Below are 24,257 nucleotides of genomic sequence, written 5' to 3' on the forward strand. Positions count from 1 at the left end.
GGCTACCAGGCACCGAGTCTGCCTGATCAGCCGACCCGGTAGCTCCCATTAGCGGATGGACCGGAGGCTGCTGGCCGACTTTCTCCGGGCGCGTCGCGAGGTGCTGCAGCCGGAGGACGTCGGGCTCCCGCGTGGAGGCCGGCGCCGTACCGGCGGCCTGCGGCGGGAGGAGGTCGCCGAGCTCGCCGGCATGTCGGCCGACTACTACAGCCGGATCGAACAGCGGCGCGGCCCGATCCCGTCCGAGCGGATCCTCGCCGCGCTCGCCCGGGGACTGCGCCTCAGCCCGAGCGAGCGGGACCACCTCTTCGCCCTCGGCGGGCACGCCGCGCCGCGGCGGACCCTTCGCGACGAACACCCCAGCCCCACCATGAAGCGCATCATCGACCGTCTCTCGGACACGCCCGCGCTGGTGATGTCCCGGTTCGGAGAGACGCTTCTGCAGACCCGTCCGGCGGTCGCCCTGCTCGGCGACTACACCCGGTTCAGCGGATTCGACCGCTACCTGGTCTACCGCTGGTTCACCGACCCGGTGGCCCGCGACCTGTACCCCGTTGAGGATCACCCCGAGCGCGGCCGGGTCTTCACCGCGGAGATCCGGGCGGCGTACACGGCGGAGCCCGGGGGCAGGGCCGGCGAGATCGTCGCGGAACTGCTCAAGGTCAGCCCCGAGTTCGCCGAGGTCTGGCGGTTGCACGAGGTCGGTGTCGTCCACCACCACGATCTGAAGCGCTATCGGCACGCCGAGCTGGGGGAACTGGAGCTGTACTGCCAGCCGCTGCTGGATCCCGAGCTGTCCCAGGAGCTGCTGGTCTTCACGGCCGCGCCCGGTTCCCCGAGCGACGAGAAGCTCCGGCTCCTGAACGCCGTGGACGCCTAGGCCCCTTCGGGCGCCGGCCGGTTCGCACCACGAATGTCTTGCTTCGAGTTCGAAGCATGCTATGGTTCCAATGTGCTTCGAAATCGAAGCAAATGATGACCGATCGAAAGTGAGATCTCCGATGAAGGCAGTTCGCTTCCACGAGTACGGCGACCCGGACGTCCTGCGTCACGAGGACGCCGAGCAGCCCGTCCCCGGCGCCGGGCAGGTGCGGATCCGCGTCGCCGCGACGTCGTTCAACTCGGTCGACGGCAACATCCGCGCGGGCTTCATGCAGGGCCCCATCCCGGTACGGCTGCCGCACACCCCGGGCCGCGACGTCGCCGGCACGGTCGACGCGGTGGGCGAGGGCGTGACCGGTTTCGAGGCCGGTGACGAGGTCGTCGGCTTCCTGCCGATGACGGACGACGGCGCGGCCGCGGAGTACGTCCTCGCGCCGGCCGAGGTCCTGACGCCCGCGCCCACCGCCGTCCCGCTGGCCGACGCCGCCGCGCTGCCGCTGGTGGGCCTGACCGCCTGGCAGGCGCTCTTCGACCACGCCAAGCTCACGAGCGGGCAGCGGGTGCTCATCAACGGCGCCGGCGGCGCGGTCGGCGGCTACGCCGTACAGCTGGCCAAGGGCGCCGGCGCGTACGTGATCGCCACGGCCGGCCCGCGCAGCGGCGAGCGGGTCAGGACGGCGGGGGCCGACGAGGTCGTCGACCACACCGCCACCGAGGTCACCGCGGCGGTGAGCGAGCCGGTCGACGTCGTGCTCAACCTCGCGCCGATCGACCCCCCGCGGCTGGCCGCGCTGCTCGGCCTGGTCCGGCCGGGCGGCGTCCTGGTGAACACGACGGTGTGGATGCCCGCGCCCTCCGACGAGCAGCGCGACGTGCGGGGCATCGACCTGTTCGTCCGCAGCGACGCCGAGCAGCTGTCGCGGCTGGTGGCACAGGTCGACTCCGGCGAGCTGCGCGTCGACGTCGCCGAGCGGGCGCCCCTGGCCGAGCTGCCGGCGGTCCACGCCAGGGCCGCCGCGGGCACGCTGCCCAGCGGCAAGGTCGTCGTCGTCGTGTCCGCCGCCTGACGTCCCACTCGATTCGGCCTGCCGGAAACACCGGGCTGCCGAAGACACCGGGCTGCCGGAGACACCGGTCCGCCGGAAACACCGAAAGGAAAACGACCATGTCACTCTCGTTGGATCCCGAGATCGCCGAGGCGCTGGCGCCGATGGCCGGCGCGATGGCCGCGGCCGAGCCGCCGGCCGTGGGGGACGTCATGGGCCGCCGCGCCATGTGGGAGCCGATCATCGGCGCCGCGGGGACGGCCCAGCCGATCCCGGAGGACGTGCGGACGAGCGAGTACCACGCGACGGCGGACGACGGCGCGCGGATCACGATGCGCTGGTACGCCAAGGACGGCGCGGCGCCCGGCCCGGCCGTGCTCTTCCTCCACGGCGGCGGCTACATCTTCGGCCACATCGACCTGTTCGACGGGCCGGTCTCCCGCTACGTGTCCGCCAGCGGCGTGCCGATGCTGTCGGTCGAGTACCGCCGCGCGCCCGAGCACCCCTTCCCGACGCCGCTCGAGGACGCCTACACCGCGCTGCGCTGGCTGCACGAACACGCCTCCGAGCTGGGTGTGGACCCCGGCCGGATCGGGGTGATGGGCGACAGCGCCGGGGGCGGCATGGCCGCGGCGCTGACGATCCTCACCCGTGAGCGCGGCGGCCCGGAGATCGCCCGCCAGATCCTGCTCATGCCGATGCTGGACGACCGCACCACCACGCCCGACCCGCACATCGAGCCCTACCTGGTGTGGTCCTACGACGACAGCCTCACCGCGTGGCCGGCGCTGCTCGGTGAGGCCGCCGGCGGGCCCGACGTCCCGGCCACGGCCGCTCCGGCCCGGCTCGACGACGCGACCGGCCTGCCGCCGGCCTACGTCGAGGTCGGCCAGCTCGACGCCTTCCGCGACGAGGACATCGCCTACGCGGCCAAGCTCAGCCGCGCCGGGGTACCGGTGGAGTTCCACCTGCACCCCGGCGTCCCACACGAGTTCGACTCCATCGCCTTCGGCTCCGACGTCGCCCGGCGTGCCGTCGCCGACCGCGTCCGGGTCCTCAGGTCGATCTAGCGCGACCGTACCGGCCGCCTCGCCTTCGAGACGGCGACCCGGTCGGACACGCGGCCTGACCTGGCCCGGACCGGGTACGCCTCGAATGCGAAGCGGAATCACGAGGCCGGAGGAGATCCGGCCGGAACAGACCGAAGACAGGGGACATCGATGTCCGGCAAGAAACTGATCACAGTCCTCGGCGCGACCGGCACCCAGGGCGGCGCGGTGGCGCGGGCGCTGCTGGCCGACGGTGGGTTCGCCGTACGGGCCGTGACACGCGACGCCACGTCCGGCAAGGCGAAGGCCCTGGCCGAGCTCGGCGCCGAGGTGGTCGAGGCGACCCTCGACGACGAGGGCAGCCTGCGCGCGGCGTTCGACGGGGCCTACGGCGCGTTCCTGGTCACCCCGTTCTGGGAGCACCGCTCTCCTGCCCGGGAACTGGCCGAGGTGAAGAACCTGATCGGCGCCGCCAAGGCGGCCGGCCTGCGGCACGTGGGATGGTCGACGCTCGAGGACACCCGGGAGGCCATCCCGGCTCACGACGACCGGATGCCGTTCCTCGACGACGGCTACCGGGTGCCGCACTTCGACGTGAAGGGCGGTGCCGCCGACGCCCTGTTCGCCGAGTCCGGCCTGCCCGTCACGTACCTGCTGATGTCCTTCTACTGGGACAACCTGCTCACCGGCCTCAGGCCGCAGCGCGACCCCGACGGGACACTCGCGCTGCACCTGCCGATCGGCGACACGGCGATCGCCGGCGTGGCCTCGGACGACATCGGCCGGACGATGCTGCGCGTGCTCCAGAGGCCGGCGGAGACGATCGGCGCCACGCTGCCCGTGGCGGGCGAGCACCTGACCGGCGAGCAGATCGCGGCGGCCCTCGGCGCGGTGATCGGCGAGCCGGTGGCGTACCGCCCGCCCACCCACGATCAGTTCCGCGGCTTCGGGTTCCCCGGGGCGGAGGAACTGGGCAACATGTTCCACTACTACACGGACTTTCCCGAGTCCTATCTCGGGCGCCGCGACCTGGAGGTCGCGCACGAGATCAACCCGGACTGGGTCGGCCTGACCGATTTCCTGGCGGAACATCGCGAGGACCTGACCTGATCCCGATTGCGGAGCCCTCCCCGGTGCTATCGGGCTCCGTGCGTACGCGCGAATTCCATCGGTGTCATGTGGAACTGCTTTTTGAAAGAACGGATGAAGTGGCTGCCGTCGGTGAAATGCCAGATCGCCGCGACCTGTGACACGTTGAGCCTCGGCACGGGGGCGAGGAGCGCCTGAGCCGCCTCCTCCAGGCGCCGGCGGCGGATGTAGGCGGTCAGCGACTCGTCCAGACCCGCGAAGGCCCGCTGGAGGGTGCGGACCGAGACGTGCAGTCGTGCGGCGATCATGGCGGAGGACAACCCGGCGTCGGTGAGCCGGGCGTCGGCCAGGTCCCTGGCCGCCTGGGCCAGCGCCGGGGTGAAGGCGGGCTCGCGGTCGTCGAAGCGATCGAGGATCAGACCCCTGACCAGTTCGTGCAGGGCGTTGCGGGACGCCTGCGCGCCGTCCGGACCGAGGCCGCCGACGTTCCGCTGGAGCATGTCGACGTGTGCCATGAGGATCCGTCCCGTGGGTGAGGCGATCCGGCCGACGCGTGGTCTCCCGCTGACCAGCCGCCGGAACTCCTCCCCGGGGAAGACGAACATCCGGGTGCCGATCGCGGGGGTGGAGTGGAAGTGGTTCTCCTTCACGCAGTGGTGGATGAAGTAGGCGCCGGCCGGGACGCGCACCTCGTCGCCCTGGTCGTGCGGGTCGGTCAGGGTCAGGACGCCGCGCAGCCCGACGTGGAGCCGGACCAGGTCCTGTTCCTGTGCGCCGACGGCCTGGGTGCTCAGGGGCGAGGACGCCCACAACTCGTTGACGGCGGTGTCCCCGAGGGTCACCGAGTGCATCGTTCCACGGAAGCCGTCGACCGTGGAGGCGGTGAACTCCGGGAGCGGGTAGAGGTCTCCCATACGGTCGTTCCAGGTGTCGATGAACGGCTGCCAGGTCTCCCGCCCGACACCGGTGGAGCCGGCGTCGACGGTGAACGTGCCCACCCTGCCGCCCGGGCCGGGGAATCGAGGCCCTCTCACAGCATCCCTCTTGCACCGATCATGACGTCATCGCGATTCTATCCGGCGTCGTGTCCGGTTCCGTACCGGCCGTCACGCTTCGTGCGGGCGTCAGCGCCGCTCCGGGGTGGTGAGGATCAGGTCGAGCAGGCCGGGGGAGGCCCGGTCGAACTCCGGGCGGCGCAGGCGGTTGTACCGGCGGGGCCCTTCGTCGCGCTGCTCGATGAGCCCCGCCTCGCGCAGCACGGCGAAGTGGTGGCTGCGGGTCGCCTTGGACACCGGCAGGTCGAAGCTCCCGCAGGGGCGGGCCCAGTCCGGGTGGGCGGCCAGCGAGGGGACGGCTCCCGCCGTGTCCGGCCGCCGGCCTGAGTCGCTAACGGTTAAATATATGGCGTGGATACCAGAACGGCGGACGCGCCGGACAGGGAACCGTCCCAGGGTTATCGGCTGCGTGTCGTGCAGGAGGTGCTGCTGGCGTTGCTGGCCGCCGAGGCCTCCCACGGCTACCGGGTGCGGGCACGGCTCCAGCTCGCGCTCGGCCCGCTGGCGGAGGCGCTGAACGCGGGCCAGGTGTACGTCACGCTGAGCCGCCTGGAGAAGTCCGGCCTGGTGACCGCCGAGCGGGTCGGCCAGACCGACCGTCCGGACCGCAAGGTCTACGAGCTGACCGAGGCCGGGCGCGAGCGGGTCACCGCGTGGCTGGACGACACCGGCTGGCCCAAACCCGCACCGGCCGAGTTCCACCTGAAGCTGGTGGCCGCGTCGGCGGCCGGACTCGCCGATCCCGGACGGCTCGTGGACGCCCAGCGGCACGCCCTGCTGGCCGAGCTCGCCGCCGCCCAGCGGGCCGCGCTGGCCGAACCCGCCGACTCGGCCGCCGCGCTCCTGCTCGAAGGCGTGGTCCTCAGACTGCAGGCGGACCTGCAGTGGCTCGACGCCTGCGCGCGGTACTGGGCGCCGGGGGAGGGCCGATGACGGACGCACCCGGGCTTCCCGCCCTGCACGCCGACAGGGGCGTCGTGCTGCGCGCGCACGACCTGCGGATGCGGTACGGCCGGGGCCCCGGCCTGGTACGCGCGCTCGACGGGGTCGAACTGGAGGCCGCCGCCGGTGAGACGCTGGCCGTGATGGGGCCGAGCGGCAGCGGGAAGTCGACGCTGCTGCACCTGCTGGGCGGCCTGGAACGCCCCTCGGCCGGGGAGGTGTGGCTGGCGGGCCGCCGCATCGACGGCATGAGCGAGAAAGCCCTGGCCCGCCTGCGCCGCCGGTCGATCGGGTTCGTCTTCCAGGCGTTCCACCTGGTGGACGAGCTGACCGCCGCCGAGAACGTCGAGCTCCCCGCCCTGCTGGCCGGACGCTCACTCCGTACGGCCCGCCGCCGCGCCGCGGAGCTGCTGGACCACGTCGGTCTCGGCGACCGCGCCCGGCGCCTGCCGTCGGCGATGTCCGGCGGCGAGCGGCAGCGCGTCGCCGTCGCCCGCGCGCTCGTCAACGAACCGCTCGTCGTGCTCGCCGACGAGCCGACCGGCAACCTCGACAGCGCCGCCACCGCGGACGTGCTGCGCCTGCTGGACGGCCTGCGCACGGCGGGGCAGACCCTGGTGATCGTCACCCACGACACCCGCGTCGCGGCCGTGGCCGACCGGCTGGTCTCGTTGCGCGACGGCGTGCTCGTCGAGGAGACCAGGCTGAACCGCGGCGGCGGAGGCAGGGGCGGGAGCCGGCTCGCCGAGATGACCGGCCTGATCGGACCGACCGGACCGGCCCGTCCCCCGTCGAATCACCCGTACTAGGGGAACCTAGGGCAAATGTGACCCCAGTGTCACAAAGATCGGCCATGGTGGAAGGGTGTGGACGTGGCTCGGTGATCAAGTCAGGAAGCGGCTGAGCACGTTCGGCCCGATCATGCCCTCCATCGTGCAGTGCGCCGTGGGCTCCGCGCTGGCCTGGATCGTCGCCGTCCACCTGCTCGGCCATCCCCGGCCCCTCTTCGCGCCCATCTCCGTGATGATCTGCGTGGGTGTGGGGCACGGGCAGCGGCTGCGCCGGCTGGTCGAACTGGTGGTCGGCGTCAGCCTGGGCGTGGGGATCGGCGACCTGCTGGGGTCCTGGATCGGCTCGGGGCCCTGGCAGATGGCGCTCGTGATCGCGCTGTCCATGACCGTCGCGGGGCTGGTGAGCAGCGGTGAGCTGTTCGTGTCGCAGGTCGGCTCGTCCGCGGTGCTGGTCGCCATGCTGGTGCCTGGCGAGGACGTCGGCGGGCTGGACCGGATGGCCGACGCGCTCACCGGCGGCGTCGTCGGCATCGTCGCGGTCGCGTTGCTGCCCGCCAGCCCGCTCGCCATCGCGGGCCGGCACCTGTCCGGCGTGCTCGACGCCCTCTCCACCGTGCTGGAGCAGTCCGCGGAGGCGATCGAGAAGAAGGACATGGACCTGGCCGCCGAGGCCCTGGAGTGCGGGCGCAGGACCCAGGACGTGGTCGAGGAGTTCGAGGCGGCGCTGGAGAACAGCAAGGAGATCATCATGATCTCGCCGCTGCGCCGGCACCACCGGGCCCAGCTGACCCGGTACGAGACCGCCGCCATGCCGGTGGACCTCGCGCTGCGCAATGCCCGCGTGCTGGCCCGCCGTACGCTCGCGGCGCTGGGGGAGGCCGGTCCGCCGCCGGTCGTGCTGGCCGACTCGCTGCGCGAGGTCTCGGAGGCGGCGCTGCTGCTCCAGCTCGAACTGGGGGCCGGACGCGAGCCGATGCTGGCCCGGCAGGCGCTGATCGCCGTCGCCGAGCGGGAACGACCCACGAACCTGGGCTTCTCGGCGAACGTCACCCTCGCGCAGCTGCGGTCCATCGCCGTCGATCTGCTGGAGGCGACTGGGATGGACCACGACGAGGCCTCGGCCATGCTCCGCCCGCTGAACGCGCCGGACGATGAGGGTGCCGACGGGCCGGACGAGCCGAGAGCCGGGCGGTGAGAGCGCCGGCGGACGGCGCCCCTGGGTTCCGTTCCGCCATCGGATGTCAGGCCGGGCTCACCCGGGATCCTCCAGCTTGATCATCAGGTGCGTCACCAGCCGGTCCGGTGACGTGGTCCTGGGGTCGGAGACGTACACCTCGCGCAGCGGGCCGTCGGGCGTGTGGCCGCGCTCGCCCAGCCAGGCGAGCAGCGCGTGCGTGGTGAGGGAGATCTGGTCGTACGGCCCGACATGGGTGACCGAGGCGTACAGGCCGCCCGGCAGGACGTCCGGGGAGGTCCCGGGGACGTCCGCGGACGTCTCCACCGCGATGGTCACGGCGATCTCCCCGGTGAGGTCGAGCGGGAACAACCCGATCGGCGACCCCGTCGGCCCGCCCGCGGCGTTCACCGGCCCGCCCGTGTCACCCGCGGTTCCCTCCGGCCCGCCGGCGATGCCCGCGGAGGCCACGGCGCCCGCGGTTCTCAGGGCGCCCACGGCGTTCACGGCCGTCATCAGCCGGGCCACGCCCGCCGACGTGACGGCGCCGATCCGCTCCAGCGTCGCGGTGTCCCGTACGGTGGCCACCTGCCGGGCGGGTTCGCGCACGACGGTCACCTCCGCGTGGGGCAGGCCGCGGGAGAGGATGCGTTCCAGCGCGGCGAAGTTGCGCTCACGGCGCGCCAGGTCGGCCTCCATGCGGTCGCGCACGCCGCCGAGCGCGCCCGTCCCGTCGGACAGCACCCGCCCGATCGACGGCAGGGGCACGTCGAGGGAGCGCAGCAGGCCGATCAGCAGTGCGGCGCGCGCCTGGTCGGGCCGGTAGTAGCGGTAGCCGCTGTCCGGGTCTACGTGGGCGGGGGCCAGCAGCCCCAGTTCGTCGTAGTGGCGCAGTTGCTTGACGCTGAGCCGGCAGAGCCGGGCGAACCGTCCGATCGGCAGATGTCCCTCGTTCACGCTCCCAGCATGGATGCTCCGAGGGCGCGGGAGTCCACCCCGGTCCGAGCGCCCATGAGGGCGGCCCCAGACGTTCCCCGCTATGCCGACAATGCGCCTAAAAATCTATATAAGTAGACAAAAGCGGAAAAAGACTAGATAGCCTAACGATTTAATGAAGGGTCTTACTGTTATCCGTATCGCCCCATAACGTCTCCTCGGCGAGCCTGTGCGAAAAGGCGTGGACATCAAATACCACGCTGCACACGCGAGCACCTATGGCACAAAAAGCTCATAGTGAGCACGGAACGGTCGGGGGCGATCGAGACGTTTGAGGGATACGGGCGCGTCCACAAGGCGATAGAGGCCCAAAGCAGACAAACTCCGCAGCGCGTCGCCGTCGTGGCGGGAACCACCCGGATCAGCTACGCCGAGCTGGACCGCAGGGCGGACGGCGTCGCACGCGCCCTCGCCGCCGAGGGCATCGGGCGCGGCCACCTGGTCGGCGTCTGCCTGGAGCGCGACGAGTGGCTGGTCCCCGCACTGGTGGGGGTGTGGAAGGCGGGGGCGGCCTACGTGCCGCTGGACCCCGCCTACCCGGCCGAGCGGCTGCGGTTCATGGCCGGGGACTCCGCGGTGACCGCGGTGCTCACCTCCGCCGCGCTGCGCCGGACCGCCGCCCTCACCGGCGCCCGGCCCGTTCTCGTGGACGACGTGGCACCGGGCGGCGAAGCACCCGGCGACGTGGCGCCGGGCGGCGAAGTACCCGACGATGTGGCACCGGGCGGCAAAGCACCCGGCGCACCCGGCGCACCCGGGGCACCCGGCGCACCCGGCGTGCCCGGGGCGACCGGTCATCCGGGCGACGGGACATCCCGGGCGTCCGGCGATGGGGAGCCGGACGGGGAAGCGACGCGCGACGGGGACCCGGGCGACGCGGCGTACGTCATCTACACCTCCGGCTCCACCGGAACGCCCAAAGGCGTGGTCGTGGAGCACCGCAACACCCTCAACCTGCTGAGCTGGGAGGCGTCGGCGTACACCGCCGAGGAACTGGGCGGCATGCTGGCAACCGCCTCGATCTGCTTCGACCCGTCGATCAGCCAGCTCTTCCTGCCGCTGGTCGCCGGTGGGACGGTGATCCTGGCCGACAACCTGCTGGCGCTGCCGGACCTGCCCGCCCGCGACGAGGTGACCACGGTCTACGGGGTCCCCTCCGCGCTGACGGCGCTGCTGCGCGAGCCGCTGCCGAGCGGGGTGCGCGCGGTGTTCTCCGGCGGCGAGCCGCTGACCGCCGCCCTGGTGCGGCGGATCTACGCCAACCCCGGGGTGCGCCGGGTGCTGAACCTCTACGGCCCGACCGAGTGCACCACCACCTGCGCCGTCGCCGAGGTGGGCCGGGACCACGAGGGCGAGCCGTCCCTGGGCGAACCGATCGCCGGAGCCGTGTTCTCGGTCCGCGACGCGGCCGGAGACCCCGTCCCGGACGGGGAGGCGGGCGAGCTGTGGATCGGCGGGCCGGTGGTGACCCGCGGCTACCTGCGGGGCGACTCGCCCGCGTTCCGCACCGATCCGGACGGCGGCCGGGTCTACCGCAGCGGGGACCTGGTCCGCCGGGTGGACGGCGAGCTGCGCTTCGCCGGGCGGGCCGACGACCAGGTCAAGATCCGCGGCTACCGGGTGGAACCGGGCGAGGTGGAGGCCGTGCTGTCGCGCCACCCCGCGGTACGGCGGGCCGTCGTGCTGGCCGCGGCCGACGAGGACGGGATCGCCTACCTCGCCGGCCACGCGGCGGCCTCCGGGGTGGGCGAGCCGGAACTGCGCGACTGGCTGCGCGCCCGGCTGCCCGCCCACCTGGTGCCGACCCGCATCGGCGTGGCCGATGAGCTCCCGCTCGGCCCCAACGGCAAGGTGGACCGCGCGGCCCTGCCCCGGCTCGGCGCCGCCCGGCCGGCCGGCCCGGCGCCGGTGGCACCGCGCACCGACGACGAGCGCCTGACGGCCGAGGTGATCGCCGACGTCCTCGGCCTGCCCGAGGTCGGCGTGCACGACCGGTTCGCCGACCTGGGCGGGCACTCCCTGGCCGCCGCCAGGGTCGTCACCGAACTGTCCCGCCGGCTGGGGCACACCGTGCCGCTGGCGGCCTTCCTGACCGAGCCGACCGCCGCGGGCCTGGCCACCCGGCTGCGCCGGTCCGGCTCCGGACCGGTACGGCGGGCCGGCCGGACCCGGCACCCGCTCACCGGCACGCAGCGCCAGTTCTGGACCCTGCGGCAGTTCCACCCCGGAAGCCCGGTCACCACGCTGGGGATCCGGCTGCGCGTGCGCGGCCTGCCGGGCGTCGCGCCGCTGCGCGCGGCCCTGGACGCGGTCGTGCGCCGGCACGAGGTGCTGCGCAGCACGGTCGCCGTCGACGGGGACGGCACGCCGTACGCCGTGGTGCGTCCACCGGCGCCGGTGCCGCTGACCGAGCACGCGGCGGGCGAGGATCCCGAGACCGTGGCCAGGACCGCGGCGTCGTACGTGTTCGACGTGACGAGCGAGGTGCCGCTGATGCGGGCCTCCCTGTGCCCGGCCGGCGACGCGGAGGCCGAACTGGTGGTCGTGGTGGACCACATCGCCTTCGACGGCGGCTCCGTCGGGGTGCTGATGGGCGAACTGGCCGCCGAGCTGGCCGGCGAGGCCGTCCCCGAACCGGCGGTCCAGGTCGGCGACGTGGCCGTGTGGCAGGAGGAACAGCCGGACCTGGAGCGGCTGCGGGAGTTCTGGCGGGCCGAGCTGGACGGCGCGCCCCCCGGGCCCCCCGCGCCCGCGGACCTGACGGCGGGCCGGGTGATCCGGCCGCTGCCCGGGGAGTTCACGGCGGACGTGGACGCGCTGGCCCGGGAGTGCGGCGCCACCCCGTTCGCGGTGTACCTGGCGGCCCTCGCCCTGGCGAGCGGTGAGCCCGACACGCTGGTCGGGGTGGCCGCGGCCCGGCGTGCCCGGCCGGAGCTGACCGGCGTCATCGGCCCGCTGATCGACATGGTGCCGGCACGACTGCGGCCGGCCGATGAGCCGACCTTCCGGGACCTGGTCCGGCAGGCCGCCGCCGCGACCACCAGGGCCCTGGTCCACCAGGAGATCCCGCCCGCCGAGCTGCCCCGCGTCCCGGTGCTGCTGGCCATGCAGCACGCCGAGGTTCCGGTGCGCCTGGGCGGCCTGGAGCTGCTCACCGACCTGGGCTCGGGCGCCGCGGTCCACGAGCTCAGCGTGCTCGTCAACCGGACCGTGGACGGCACCGAACTGCAACTGGAGTACGGCCGCGCCCACCTCGACCCGCCGCGCGCCGAGGCGTACCTGGACCGGCTGACCTGGCTGCTGCGGTGCGCGCTGGCCGACCCGGACCGGCCCCCGGCGGCGTTCGAGCGGGTCACCCCGGACGAACGCGCCGCCCTGCTGGCCGCCGCAGCCGGCCCGGAGCTGCCGGAGACCCTCCCGACGGTCCCGGAGGCGCTGGCGGCTCACACCGGCGGGACGGCAGTGATCGGCCCGGACGGGACCTCGCTCGGCCACGCCGAGCTGCGTAACTGGTCCGGGCGGGCGGCGGCGGCGCTGCTGGAGCACGGGATCGCGCCGGGGGAGGTGGTCGGGGTCTGCCTGCCACGCGACCACCTGATGCCGGCGGTCCTGCTGGCGGTGTGGCGGGCCGGCGCGGCGTACCTGCCGCTGGACCCGGAGCATCCCGCCGAACGGCTGCGCCGGCTGGCCCGCGACGCCGGGGTGCGGACGGTGCTCACCCGGGGAGGGGTGACCGTCCCGGGCCTCGACACCCTGGACGTGGACCACCTGGTGGCCGCCCACCCCGGGCGGGCGGAACTGCCGGTCGTGCGACCCGGGGATCTGGCGTACGTGCTCCACACCTCCGGTTCCACCGGGGAGCCCAAGGGGGTGGAGATCACCCACGGCGGCCTGGCCGCCTACGTGGCCGGGATGGCCGCCGCGCTGCGGCTGGGCCCCGGCGACGTCCAGCCGGCCGTGGCGCCGCTCACCTTCGACATCTCCGCCTCCGAGCTGTGGAGCGTCCTGGCGCGCGGCGGCACCTGCGTGGTGGTGGACCGGGCCACGGCCGTGGACGGGCACGCGCTGGCCGGGCTGATCGCCTCCTGCGGGGCGACGGTGATCGACCTGGTGCCCACCGCGTACCGCCTGCTGCTGGCCGCCGGATGGACCGGCGACCCGGCGCTGCGGGCCGTCGCCGGCGGGGAGAGCCTGGACGCGGCCCTGGCCGAGCGGATCCTGGAGCGGGTCGGCGAGCTGTGGAACGCCTACGGTCCCACCGAGACCACGGTCACCTCGACCCTGCACCGGGTCCGGGCGCCCGCGTCCGAGGGGGTGCCGATCGGGCCGCCGATGCCGGGGGAGCGGGCCTACGTGGTGGACGCCGGGCTGCGCCTGGTGCCGCCGGGCGCGGTGGGCGAGCTGCTGCTCGGCGGCGCCGGGGTGGCCCGGGGCTACCGGGGCCGGCCCGGGCAGACCGCGGACGCGTTCGTCGACGACCCGTTCACACCCGGCGGGCGGTGCTACCGGACCGGGGACCTGGTGCGGTGGCGGCCGGACGGGACGCTGGAGTTCCACGGCCGCACCGACCACCAGGTGAAGGTCCGCGGCTACCGGATCGAACTGGGCGAGATCGAGGCGGTGCTGCGGGAGGTGGCCGACGGAACGGTGACCGTGGCCGGCTCGGAGGCGCACGCCCACCTGGTCGGCTACGTCGCGCCGGAGACGGCCGACCTGGCCGCGGTCGAGAGCCACGTCCGGTCGCGGCTGCCCGGCCACATGGTGCCCCGGCGGTGGGTCGCGTTGCCGGCCCTGCCCACGCTGCCCAGCGGCAAGATCGACCGGAAGGCGCTGCCCGAGCCGGTCGACGCCCCGGAGGCGCGACGGGTCGCACCCGCCACCGACGCCGAACGCCTGGCGGCCACCATCTGGGCGGCCGTCCTGGAACGCCCCGCGATCTGGGCCGACGACGACTTCTTCGCTCTGGGCGGGCACTCCTTCGCCGCGACCCGCGTGGCCGTCCGGATCAGGGAGACGCTGGGGCTGGCCGTCCCCGTACGGATGCTGTTCGAGCGGCCGGTGCTCGCCGACTTCGCCACCGGACTCGAAGAACTGCTGGTCGCCGAACTGACGGATGGGAGCCACGCATGACCGAGCTCGCTCAGGACCGGCTCGCCGAACTGCTCCGCTCCCGGTTCGCCGCCGCCCAGGCGGCGGCCGAGGCCCCCGGCGTCACGAGCATCCCGGCACGTTCCGAGACGGACATGCCGCTGTCGCCCGCCCAGGAACGGCTGTGGTTCCTGGCCCAGCTGGAGCCGGACTCCCCCGCGTACAACGTTCCGCTGGCGCTGCGGCTGCGCGGGCCGGTGGACGTCGGCGCGCTCACCGCCGCGGTGGCCGACCTGGCCGACCGGCACTGGATCCTGCGCGGCGTCATCGACGGGACGAGGGTACGGCCGGCCGACGGCGTCCCCGTCTCCGTGGTGGACACCGACCCCGCGGAGCTCGCGGAGCTGGAGCGGGAGCTGGCCGCCCAGGCGTGGCGCCCGTTCCGGCTGGACGCCGAGCCGCCCCTGCGGGCCACGGTGTTCCGGCTGGGCGGCCACGAGTGCGTGCTCGCGCTGACCCTGCACCACATCGCCACCGACGCCTGGTCGGAGAAGCTGCTGCTGGAGGACCTCTCGGCGCTGTACGCGGCCCGGCTCGGCCTGGCGCCGCGACCGGAGCCCCCGGCCCTGCAGTACGCGGACGTGGCCGCGTGGGAGGCCGGGCGGCCCGAGGACGACGTGGACTGGTGGGCCGGGCGTCTGGCCGGCCTGCCGCCGGTGCTGGACCTGCCGGTCGCCCGGCCGCGCCCGGCCGTCTCCGCCTGGCAGGGCGCCGCGATCGAGGTCGAGGTGCCCGAGTCCCTGTCCGCTAAGGTGCGCGCGGTGACGGGCGCGACGCCGTTCATGGTGTTCCTGGCCGGCCTGCAGGCGCTGCTGGCCCGCCTGTCCGGCGGCGACGACATCGCCGTCGGGGTGCCGCACGCCGGACGGCACCACCCCGACGCCGAGAAGGTGGTGGGCTGCTTCATCAACACCCTGGTGATCCGCACCGACACCTCCGGCGATCCCACCGGCGCCGAACTGCTGGACCGGGCCCGTACGGCCGCGCTGGACGCGTTCGCCCACGCCCGCACGCCGTTCGAGCGGATCGTGGAGCGGCTGCGGCCGGAGCGGAACCTGTCGGTGACCCCGCTGTTCCAGGTGATGCTGAACGTCTACGACACCGGTGCGCCGGTGACCCTGCCCGGCCTGGACGTCCGTACCGAACCGGTGCCCGCGCCGACCGCCAAGTTCGACCTGAACCTGGCGCTCGGCGACGACGGGAGCCGGTTCACCGGCGAGCTGCGTTACCGGACCGACCTGTTCGACGAGACCGCCGTCCGGCGGCTGGTGGAGTGGTACCTGGCGCTGCTGGACGGGATGCTCACCGACACCGGCGCGCCGGTCCGCCTCCCCGAGGGCCCCGATCTACTCGGCCCGGTCGCGGACCTGCCGACGGACGTGCCGCTGCACACACTGGTCGAGCGGATGGCCGACGCCCGTCCCGACGCGCTCGCGGTCGTCTCGTCCGCCCCTTCGCGGCTCACGACGTCCCCGGAGTCCCCGGAGTCCCCGGAGTCCCCGGAATCCGCGGGCGCCGTGGGGCTCGCGGGGCTCGCGGGGCTCGGCTACGCGGAGCTGGACCGGCGGGCCAACCAGGTGGCGCACCGGCTGCTGGCCCTCGGGGTGCGGCCGCAGGAACCGGTCGCCGTGCTGATGGAACGGCGGCCCGAACTGGTGGTCGCCCTGCTGGGAGTGCTCAAGGCCGGCGCGGCCTACCTGCCGCTCGACCCGGTCTACCCGGCGCGGCGGACCGAGGCCGTCCTGGCCGCCTCGGGGGCCCGGATCGTGCTCACCGAGGCCGAGGTCGCCGCCGCCGGGGACGAGCCGGAGCACCGCCCGGACGTGGCGGTGCCGTCCGACCACCTGGCGTACGTGATCTACACCTCCGGCTCCACCGGAGAGCCCAAGGGCGTCGCGGTGGAACACCGGCAGATCACCCACTACCTGGGCGCGGTGGCCGGCCGGATCCCCGCCGGGACGTCCTCCTTCGCCCTGGTGTCCACCGCCGCGGCCGACCTGGGGCTGACCAACGTGCTGTGCGCGCTGACCTCCGGCGCCACCCTGCACCTGATCGACCACGAGACGGCCACCGACCCGGCCGCCTACGCCGCCTACCTGGCCGCGCGCCCGGTGGACGCGGTCAAGATGGTGCCCAGCCAGCTGGAACCGCTGGGGATGGACGCCCTGCCCGCGAAGTTGCTGATCCTCGCCGGTGAGGCCGTGCCGCCCGACCTGCTGGAGCGGATACGGCGGGCACGGCCCGACCTGGCGGTGCAGATCCACTACGGCCCCACCGAGACGACGGTGTCGGTGCTGGCCTGCGACGCGGACGAGGTGCCTCCCGGCGTGGCGCCGCTGGGCCGGCCACTGGCCGACGTGGCGTGCCGGGTGGCCGACCCCGGAGGGCGGGCCGTGCCGTACGGCGTTCCGGGGGAGCTGTGGATCGGCGGGCCCAGCCTGGCCCGCGGCTACCTGGGCCGGCCCGACCTGACGGCGCAGCGGTTCACCGGCGGCTGGTACCGCACGGGGGACCGGGTGCGGGTGAACGAGTCCGGCCTGGTGGAGTTCCTGGGGCGGATCGACGACCAGGTGAAGGTGCGTGGATTCCGGGTCGAGCTCGGCGAGGTCACCGCGGCGCTGCGGTCCCTGCCGCAGGTGGCGGAGGCGTTCGTGCAGCCGGTCGGCGCCGGGGCGGAGCGGCGCCTGACCGCCTGGGTGACCCCCGCGACCGTGGACGTCGCGCGGGTGCGGGCCGAGCTGCGGGAACGGCTGCCCGACTACATGGTGCCGGCCGCGATCGGCGCGCTGGACGCGCTGCCGCTCACCCCGAACGGCAAGGTGGACCGGGCGGCGCTGCCGGTCCCCGAGGCCGGTCCGGCGGTGCGGGTGCCGCCGGGCACGCCGCAGGAGCACCTCGTCGCCGGGATCTGGGCGGAGGTGCTGGACCTGCCGCGGGTGTGGGCGGACGACGACTTCTTCGCCCTCGGCGGGCACTCCTTCGCCGCGACCCGGGTGGCCGGGCGGCTGCGGGAACGACTGGGCGCGCCGGTCGCGGTGCGGCTGCTGTTCGAACACCCGGTGCTCGCCGACCTGGCCGCCGGCCTGCCCCGCCCGGCCACGGAGACCAGGGCGCGACGGCAGCCGGCGGACGGCCCGGCCCCGCTGTCGGGGGCGCAGGCCAGGCTGTGGTTCCTGGCGCAGCTGGAGCCGGAGAGCACGGCCTACAACGTGCCGCTGGCGCTGCGGCTGCGCGGGCCGCTCCAGGCGGAGGCGCTGCTGGGCGCCGTCCGCGACCTGGCCGAGCGGCACCGGGTGCTGCGCGGCGTGATCGACGACTCCGGCGCCGAACCGGTCCTGGTGACACGGCCCGCCGAGGACGTGCCGGTGTCGACCGCGGACGTCGACGCCTCCGAGGTGGAGGCGACGGTCGCCGCCCACCTGGCCACGCCGTTCGCGCTGGACCGGGAGCCGCCGATGCGGGCGGTGCTCCTCACGGTCGGCGAAACCGAGCACGTGCTCTCGCTCACCTTCCACCACATCGCCACCGACGCGTGGACCCGCGGGCTGCTGCTGTCGGAGCTGTCCGACCTGTACGCGGCCCGGCTCGGGCTGCGCCCGCCACCGGAGGCGCCGCCGGCCCAGTACGCCGAGGTGGCGCCGGTCCCCGACACGGCGGACCTGGAGTGGTGGGCCGAGCGGCTGCGCGGCCTGCCGCCGGTGCTCGACCTGCCCACCGACCGGCCGCGTCCCGCGGTGCCCGACCCGGGCGGCGCCTCGGTGGAGCTCGAACTGCCGGCGGAGCTGGGCGAGCGGGTCAGGACGGTGGCCGCCACCTACCGGGCGACGCCGTTCATCGTGCTGCTGGCCGCGCTGCAGGCGCTGCTGGCGCGGCTGTCGGCCGGCACCGACATCGCGGTGGGTGTGCCGGTCTCCGGCAGGGACCACCCCGACACCGAGGGCGTGGTGGGCTGCTTCCTCAACACCGTGGTCGTGCGGACCGAGGTCGGCGGCGAACCGACCGGCCACGAGCTGCTGGCCCGGGTCAGGGAGGGCGCGCTGGGCGCCCTGGCGCACGCGGGCACGCCGTTCGACCGGGTGGTCGACCTGCTGCGGCCGGAACGGAACCTGGCCGCGACCCCGCTGTTCCAGGTGATGCTGAACCACGTCACCGCCGTGGGACGGCCGCGGCTGCCCGGCCTGGAGGCGACCGAGATCCACCTGCCGGAGCTGACGGCGAAGTTCGACCTGAACTGGCACGTCGTCGACGCGGGGCCCGGCACGCCGCTGCGCGGCGGCCTCGGCTACCGCACCGACCTGTTCGACGCGGACACCGCGGCCCGGTTCACCCGGTGGTACGTGTCCCTGCTGGACGGGATGCTGGCCGACCTGGACGCGCCCGTGGGCGCGGTGCCGCTGGAGCCGGTGACCGGCCCGATCCTGGCCGGCGAACCGCTGCCGCCCCCGGTCGACCCGGCTGGTACGGCGGGCCCGGCGTCCCCGGCCGACCCGGTCGGTACGGCCGGCGCGGCGGGTCCGGTGGGGGCGGTGGGCTCAGTGTCCCCGGCCACCACGGTCGGCACGCCGGCGCCGCTGGACACGCCGGTGCACCGGCTGATCGAACGCTGGGTGGACGCCCGTCCCGACGCACCGGCCGTGGTGGGCGCGGACCGCGCCCTGACCTACGCCGAGCTGGAGACGGACGCCAACCGGATCGCCCACTGGCTGCTGGACGCGGAGGTGGGCGCCGACGAGCCGGTCGGCGTCCTGCTGGAGCCGGGAGCCGACCTGGCCTGCGCCCTGTTCGGGATCCAGAAGTCGGGCGGCGGTTACCTGCCGCTGGACCCGGCGTATCCGGCCGCGCGGATCACCGCCATGCTCGACGCCGCCGGCGTGCGGGCGGTGGTCACCACGGCCGAGTTCTCCGGCCTGGCCGGCGCCGGCCGCCGCGTGCTGGCACTCGACCGGCTCCCGTCCCTGGAGGCGACCCGGCCGCGGGTCGACGTGCGGCCGGAGCACCTGCACCACGTGATCTTCACCTCCGGCTCCACCGGCACTCCCAAGGCCGTGGCCGCCGAGCACCGCGGCGTGGTGAACTACCTGAACGGCATGCTGCCCCGGATCGACGTGCCGGGCGGTTCGTACGCGGTGGTGTCCACCCCCGCCGCCGACTTCGGCCTCACCTGCGTGTTCGGCGCCCTGACCACGGGCGGCACGGTGCACCTGGTGCCCCGGGAGACCGCGATGGACCCCGGCGCGTTCGCCGGCTACCTCGGCGCGCACCACATCGACGTGGTCAAGTGCGTGCCCAGCCACCTGGAGCTGCTGGCCTCCGGCGGCGACCTGGCCGCCGTCCTGCCGGGCAGACTGCTGATCCTGGCGGGGGAGGCGTGCCCGTGGGACCTGGTGGAGCGGGCCAGGGCCGCGCGGCCGGGCCTGCGGATCCAGAGCCACTACGGGCACACCGAGTCCACGATGATCTGCCTGGTCTGCGACACCGAGGAGATCCCGGTCGCGCACCGGACCGGGATCGTGCCGCTGGGCCGGCCCCTGCCGGGCGTGTACGGGCACCTGGTGGACGCGAGCATGCGGCCGGTGCCGGTCGGGGTGCCCGGCGAGCTGGTTGTCGGCGGTCCGGGCGTGACCCGCGGCTACATCGGCCTGCCCGAGCTGACCGCGGAACGCTTCGTGCCCGACCCGCTGACCGGGCAGGGACGCTGCTACCGCAGCGGCGACCTGCTGCGCGTCACGGCCGACGGCCGGGTGGAGTTCCGCGGCCGGGTGGACGACCAGGTCAAGGTGCGCGGCTACCGGGTCGAGCTGGGTGAGATCACCACCGCGTTGCGCGCCCTGCCACAGATCGCCGAGGCCGTGGTGCTGCCGGTGGGCGAGGGGAAGGCCAGGCAGCTCGCCGCCTGGGTGACACCGTCCGCCGGGAGATCCGGGGAGGCCGGGGACGCAGGGGAGACCCGGAAGACCGGGGGAGCCGGGGAGACCGGGGAGGCCGGGAAGACCGGGGAGGCCGGGGGAGCCGGGGAGACCGGGAAGACAGGGAAGACCGGGAGGACGGTCGACACCGCGGCGGTCAGGGCCGCGCTCCGGGAGCGGTTGCCCGACTACATGGTCCCGGCCCGGTTCGTCGTCCTCGACCGGCTTCCGCTCAACCCGAACGGCAAAGTGGACCGGGCCGCCCTGCCCGCGCCGCAGGCGGAGACCGCCGTGTTCGTGCCGCCGTCCACGGCCGCCGAGGAACTGGTCGCCCGGGCCTGGGCGCGGGTGCTCGACGTGGCCGAGGTCGGGGCGCACGACGACTTCTTCGCCCTGGGCGGGGACTCCTTCGCCGCGGTCCGCGCGGTCAAGGAGATCGGCTCCGGCCTGCGGGTGATCGACCTGTTCACCCGGCCCACCGTCGCCGAACTGGCCGCGTTCCTGGACCATCGCGACGGCGGCGGGCTGCTGCACCGGCTGGGCGGCGGCCGTACCAGCGAGTTCACCCTGGTGTGCGTGCCGTACGGCGGTGGGTCGGCGGCCGTGTACCAGCCGCTCGCCTGGGCGCTGGGCGAGGGGGTGGAGGTGCTCGCGGCGGAGCCGCCCGGTCACGACCCGGCCCGGCCGGAGGAGTCGCCGTTGCCGCTGGACGAGCTGGTCGAGGCACTGGCCGCCGAGGTGGCCACGACCGCATCCGCCCCGATCGCGATCTACGGTCACTGCGTGGGATCCGCGCCCGCGGTGGCCCTCGCCCGCCGGCTGGAGGCGGACGGGATCCCCGTACTGGGTGTGATCGCGGGCGGCAGCTTCCCCAGCGCCCGGCTGCCCGGCCTGGCCCAGCGGCTGTTCCGCGGCGACCGATGGGTCTCCGACCGGATGTTCCGGGACGCGCTGCGCGCCGCGGGCGGGCTGCTGGACGACATGGACGAGGCCGCCAAGGAGGTCGCGGTGCGGGCGATGCGCCACGACGCCGACCAGGCGCGGGAGTGGTTCGGCCGTGAGCTGGCCGCCCCGGGGGCGCCGCTGCGCGCCCCCCTCCTGTGCGTGGTGGGCGAACGGGACCGCGCCACCGAGCTGTACCAGGAGCGGTACGCGGAGTGGGCGGCCTTCGCGCCCCGGGCGGACGTGGCCGTGCTGCCCCGCGCCGGTCACTACTTCCTGCGGCACCAGGCGGAGCCGCTGGCCGCCCTGGTGACCGAACACCTGCGGAACTGGGCGTCGGACCGGCTGCCCGTCCCGGTGCGCCCGCCCGACCGCACCGGCCGCACCGGCCTGCGCCCCTTCTACACCGTCGCGGCCGGGCAGTTCGCCTCGGCGGTGGGAACGGCGCTGAGCTCGTTCGCCCTCGGGGTCTGGGCCTACCAGCAGAGCGGCGAGATCCTGGACCTGGCCCTGATCGTGATGCTGGCGCAGATCCCGACCGTGCTGCTCACCCCGCTGGGCGGCGCGCTGGCCGACCGGTGGGACCGTCGCCGGATCATGCTGGCCTGCGACGCGATCTCCGGTCTCGCCATGGCGGCGCTGGTGCTGCTGATGGTCACCGGCCGGCTGGAACTGTGGAACGTGTGCCTCATCGTCGGCGCGACGTCGGTGGTCACCGCGTTCCAGATGCCCGCCTACCTGGCCGCGATCGCGCAACTGGTGCCCAAGCCGTACCTGCCGCAGGCCAACGCCGTGGCGAACCTGGGCTTCGGCGTCGGCAACGTGGTGGCCCCGCTCGCCGGGGGCGCGCTGATCGGCCTGTTCGGCCTGTCGTCGGTGGTGGCCATCGACGTGGTCTCGTTCGGGCTGGGGGTGGTGACCCTGCTGGTGGTCCGGTTCCCCAACCGGCTGTTCCACCGGCGGGAGGAGACGTTCCGGGCGGCGCTGACCGGCGGCTGGCGGTTCCTCACCCGCCGCCGTCCGCTGCTGGTGATGGCGCTCTACTTCGCGGTGGTCAACTTCTGCACCGCGCTGATGTGGGTGCTCGTCACCCCGGTCGTCCTGGCCATCGGCTCCCCGGCGTCCCTGGGCGCGGTGACCGCGGCCGGCGGCCTCGGCGCGGCCGTGGGCACCGCGGTGGTGCTGGTGTGGGGCGGGACCCGGCGCAGGACCGTCGGCATGATCGGCTTCGTGGCCGGGTCGGGGCTCGGCGTGGTGCTGATGGGCGTGTGGCCGGCGGTGTGGCTGGTCGCGGCCGGCCTGTTCCTCCGCCTGGCCTGCATGAGCATCGGCAACGCGCACTGGCTGTCCATCATCCAGGTGAAGGTGGGACCCGAGCTGCAGGGCCGGGTGCTGGCCGTCAACGTCATGCTCGCCACGGCCATGCAGCCGCTGGGCTTCCTGTCGGCCGGCCCGCTGGCCGACTGGGTTCAGCCGCACACCTCGGGGCCCGGCCGGGGGGCGGCGGTGGTGCTGCTGGTCAGCGGCGTGTTCCTGGTCGTCTGGGGACTGCTCGGACTGCGCCACCGCCCGCTGTACCGCCTGGAGGACCTGGTCCCCGACGCCGCGCCGCCGCCGGAGGCCGAGGCCGACCTGGACGCCATCCAGGACGGGGTGCTGAGCAGGGACGAGGCACTGAGCCGATGAGCCGGACGACCGGAGAGACCGGCCCGGACGTCGCCGGAGACCGGGGAGCCGAGCGGACGTGCCGGGCGACGGAGCCTGACGCGGCGAGTCGGGGCACGGCGGCCGACGCGGCGAACCTGGTGACGGAGCCTGACGCGGTGAGCCTGGTGACGGAGGCCGACGTGGCCGCGGCCACGACCAGGATCGCGGCGTTCGTACGGCGCACACCGCTGCTGCGCCTGCCCGGGGAACGGCTCTGGATCAAACCGGAGAACCGGCAGCCCACCCGCTCGTTCAAGGTGCGGGGCGCGCTGAACGCCGTGGGACGGCTGGCCGAACGGGGTGTCGGGCACGTCATCGCCCAGTCCTCCGGCAACCACGCCCAGGCCGTCGCGTACGCCGCCGGCAGGCACGGCCTGCGGGTCACCGTGGTCCTGCCCGACACCGCGCCGGCGCTGAAGGTCGAGGCGGCCCGCCGGTTCGGCGCGGAGGTGGTGATCGTGCCGCCCGCCCTGCGGGAGGTCACCTGCCTGGCCCTCGCCGACCGGCTCGCGGCCACGGTGGTCGGCTCCGACGACTCCGACGTCATCGCCGGGCACGGCAGCGTCGGGGACGAGATCGCCCGGGACCAGTCCCGCGCCGGCGTGATCCTGGTGCCCGTCTGCAACGGCGGCCTGCTGGCCGGGGTCGCGGTCGCCGCCAAGGCCGTCGACCCGGCGATCAGGGTCATCGGCGTCGAGCCCGAGCTGGCCGCCGACGGCGCGGACAGCTTCCGCGCGGGCCGCCGGATCGCGTGGCCGGTGGGACGGACCTACCGCACCGTGGCCGACGGCCTGCGCGGCCCGGTCCTGGGCGCTCTGGCGTGGGAGCACATCCACCGGTACGTGGACGACATGCTGACCGTGAGCGAGGAGAGCATCGGGGCCGCCGCAGACCTCCTCCGGCGGGAGCTGGGGGAGCGCGCCGAACCCAGCGGCGCGGTGACCACCGCGGCCTACCTCACCCACCGTGCCACGTTGCCGCCCGGACCCGTGACGGCCGTCCTCTCGGGCGGAAACGTGGCGGTCCACGCCGACGCCGACACCGCCGAAGCCACGGCCGGCGCCGCGGCCGACCGATCCGGCGGGGGCGAGCGGCCCGAGGCCGCCCCGGGACGCCTCAGAGGAGCTGGGTCAGGTTGACCATGTTGCCGTCGGGGTCGTGGACGTGGGCGACCCGCTCGCCCCACGGCATGTCGTTCGGCGGGCCGAGCACGCGCCCGCCGGCCGCCTCGACCCGCTCCAGCAGCCCGTCGACGTCGTCGACCCGCACGCTCAGCGCGAACCGCTGCGGCGCGGACAGGTCGGCTTCGTCGCTGACCAGGCCGAGCTCGGAGTCGCCCAGCTTCAGTCCCACGAAGAAGACGGGGCCGTCGTCCGGGAAACGGCTCGTCTCCACCGCGCCGAGCAGCCGCTCGTAGAAGGACCGCATCCGGGGCAGGTCGGGGGTGATGATGATGGGCTGGACGGTCGTCATATCCGCTCCTTCGTTCACTTCACGTCGCTGTCCGAGGTGGTACGGCGCGGCGGCGCG

General features: G+C 74.5%; 14 protein-coding genes. 10 read left to right on the forward strand and 4 right to left on the reverse strand.

The window, feature by feature from the left end; translation table 11 throughout:
- Positions 1-55: 55 nt before the first annotated feature.
- The 4 genes from AB0D67_RS06980 (at position 56) to AB0D67_RS06995 (ending at position 4,087) form a co-directional block, all read left to right on the forward strand.
- Positions 56-880: a helix-turn-helix transcriptional regulator gene (locus tag AB0D67_RS06980; RefSeq protein ID WP_362930802.1), complete on the forward strand. Its 825-nt coding sequence runs from the start codon at positions 56-58 to the stop codon at positions 878-880.
- Between the two features lie 121 nt (positions 881-1,001).
- Complete coding sequence (locus tag AB0D67_RS06985) at positions 1,002-1,949, forward strand: NADP-dependent oxidoreductase (RefSeq protein ID WP_362930804.1); 948 nt, start codon at positions 1,002-1,004, stop codon at positions 1,947-1,949.
- 98 nt (positions 1,950-2,047) lie between these two features.
- A complete protein-coding gene (locus tag AB0D67_RS06990) occupies positions 2,048-2,998 on the forward strand; it encodes an alpha/beta hydrolase (RefSeq protein WP_362930806.1) in 951 nt (316 codons plus the stop codon).
- A 150-nt stretch (positions 2,999-3,148) separates the two neighbouring features.
- Positions 3,149-4,087, forward strand: coding sequence for an NmrA/HSCARG family protein (locus tag AB0D67_RS06995; protein ID WP_362930808.1), 939 nt, complete (start codon positions 3,149-3,151; stop codon positions 4,085-4,087).
- Between the two features lie 26 nt (positions 4,088-4,113).
- On the opposite strand, the gene AB0D67_RS07000 is transcribed toward AB0D67_RS06995, so the two are convergent.
- A complete protein-coding gene (locus tag AB0D67_RS07000) occupies positions 4,114-5,100 on the reverse strand; it encodes a helix-turn-helix domain-containing protein (protein WP_362930810.1) in 987 nt (328 codons plus the stop codon).
- A gap of 90 nt (positions 5,101-5,190) precedes the next feature.
- Positions 5,191-5,358, reverse strand: a complete 168-nt coding sequence (locus AB0D67_RS07005; protein ID WP_362930812.1) for a helix-turn-helix domain-containing protein — start codon at positions 5,356-5,358, stop codon at positions 5,191-5,193.
- Positions 5,359-5,472: 114 nt separating this feature from the next.
- Here AB0D67_RS07005 and AB0D67_RS07010 point away from each other — a divergent pair, with 114 nt between their 5' ends.
- From AB0D67_RS07010 to AB0D67_RS07020, 3 genes are all read left to right on the forward strand, one after another.
- Positions 5,473-6,054 carry a PadR family transcriptional regulator gene (locus AB0D67_RS07010; RefSeq protein WP_362930814.1) on the forward strand — a complete coding sequence of 194 codons (582 nt, stop codon included), beginning with the start codon at positions 5,473-5,475 and terminating at the stop codon, positions 6,052-6,054.
- A gap of 68 nt (positions 6,055-6,122) precedes the next feature.
- Positions 6,123-6,872, forward strand: coding sequence for an ABC transporter ATP-binding protein (locus AB0D67_RS07015; protein WP_362931222.1), 750 nt, complete (start codon positions 6,123-6,125; stop codon positions 6,870-6,872).
- A 55-nt stretch (positions 6,873-6,927) separates the two neighbouring features.
- On the forward strand, positions 6,928-8,049 hold the full coding sequence (locus AB0D67_RS07020; RefSeq protein WP_362930816.1) for an FUSC family protein: 1,122 nt from the start codon (positions 6,928-6,930) through the stop codon (positions 8,047-8,049).
- Positions 8,050-8,106: 57 nt separating this feature from the next.
- Here the strand turns inward: AB0D67_RS07020 and AB0D67_RS07025 are convergent, their stop codons facing one another.
- Positions 8,107-8,985, reverse strand: coding sequence for a GyrI-like domain-containing protein (locus tag AB0D67_RS07025; protein WP_362930818.1), 879 nt, complete (start codon positions 8,983-8,985; stop codon positions 8,107-8,109).
- Between the two features lie 276 nt (positions 8,986-9,261).
- Here AB0D67_RS07025 and AB0D67_RS07030 point away from each other — a divergent pair, with 276 nt between their 5' ends.
- The 3 genes from AB0D67_RS07030 (at position 9,262) to AB0D67_RS07040 (ending at position 23,866) form a co-directional block, all read left to right on the forward strand.
- Positions 9,262-14,154 carry an amino acid adenylation domain-containing protein gene (locus tag AB0D67_RS07030; protein WP_362930820.1) on the forward strand — a complete coding sequence of 1,631 codons (4,893 nt, stop codon included), beginning with the start codon at positions 9,262-9,264 and terminating at the stop codon, positions 14,152-14,154.
- Positions 14,151-22,706, forward strand: coding sequence for an amino acid adenylation domain-containing protein (locus AB0D67_RS07035; RefSeq protein ID WP_362930822.1), 8,556 nt, complete (start codon positions 14,151-14,153; stop codon positions 22,704-22,706). Before AB0D67_RS07030 ends, AB0D67_RS07035 begins: the two co-directional genes overlap by 4 nt.
- Positions 22,707-22,843: 137 nt before the next feature.
- Positions 22,844-23,866, forward strand: a complete 1,023-nt coding sequence (locus AB0D67_RS07040; protein WP_362930824.1) for a pyridoxal-phosphate dependent enzyme — start codon at positions 22,844-22,846, stop codon at positions 23,864-23,866.
- Here the strand turns inward: AB0D67_RS07040 and AB0D67_RS07045 are convergent.
- Entirely contained in the window at positions 23,844-24,200 is a 357-nt protein-coding gene (locus tag AB0D67_RS07045; RefSeq protein WP_362930826.1) for a VOC family protein, read from the reverse strand. The two genes, AB0D67_RS07040 and AB0D67_RS07045, sit on opposite strands and share 23 nt — an antisense overlap.
- Between the last annotated feature and the right edge of the window lie 57 nt (positions 24,201-24,257).

This window comes from Streptosporangium sp. NPDC048047 (genome assembly GCF_040653115.1).
Classification (GTDB): Bacteria; Actinomycetota; Actinomycetes; order Streptosporangiales; family Streptosporangiaceae; genus Streptosporangium.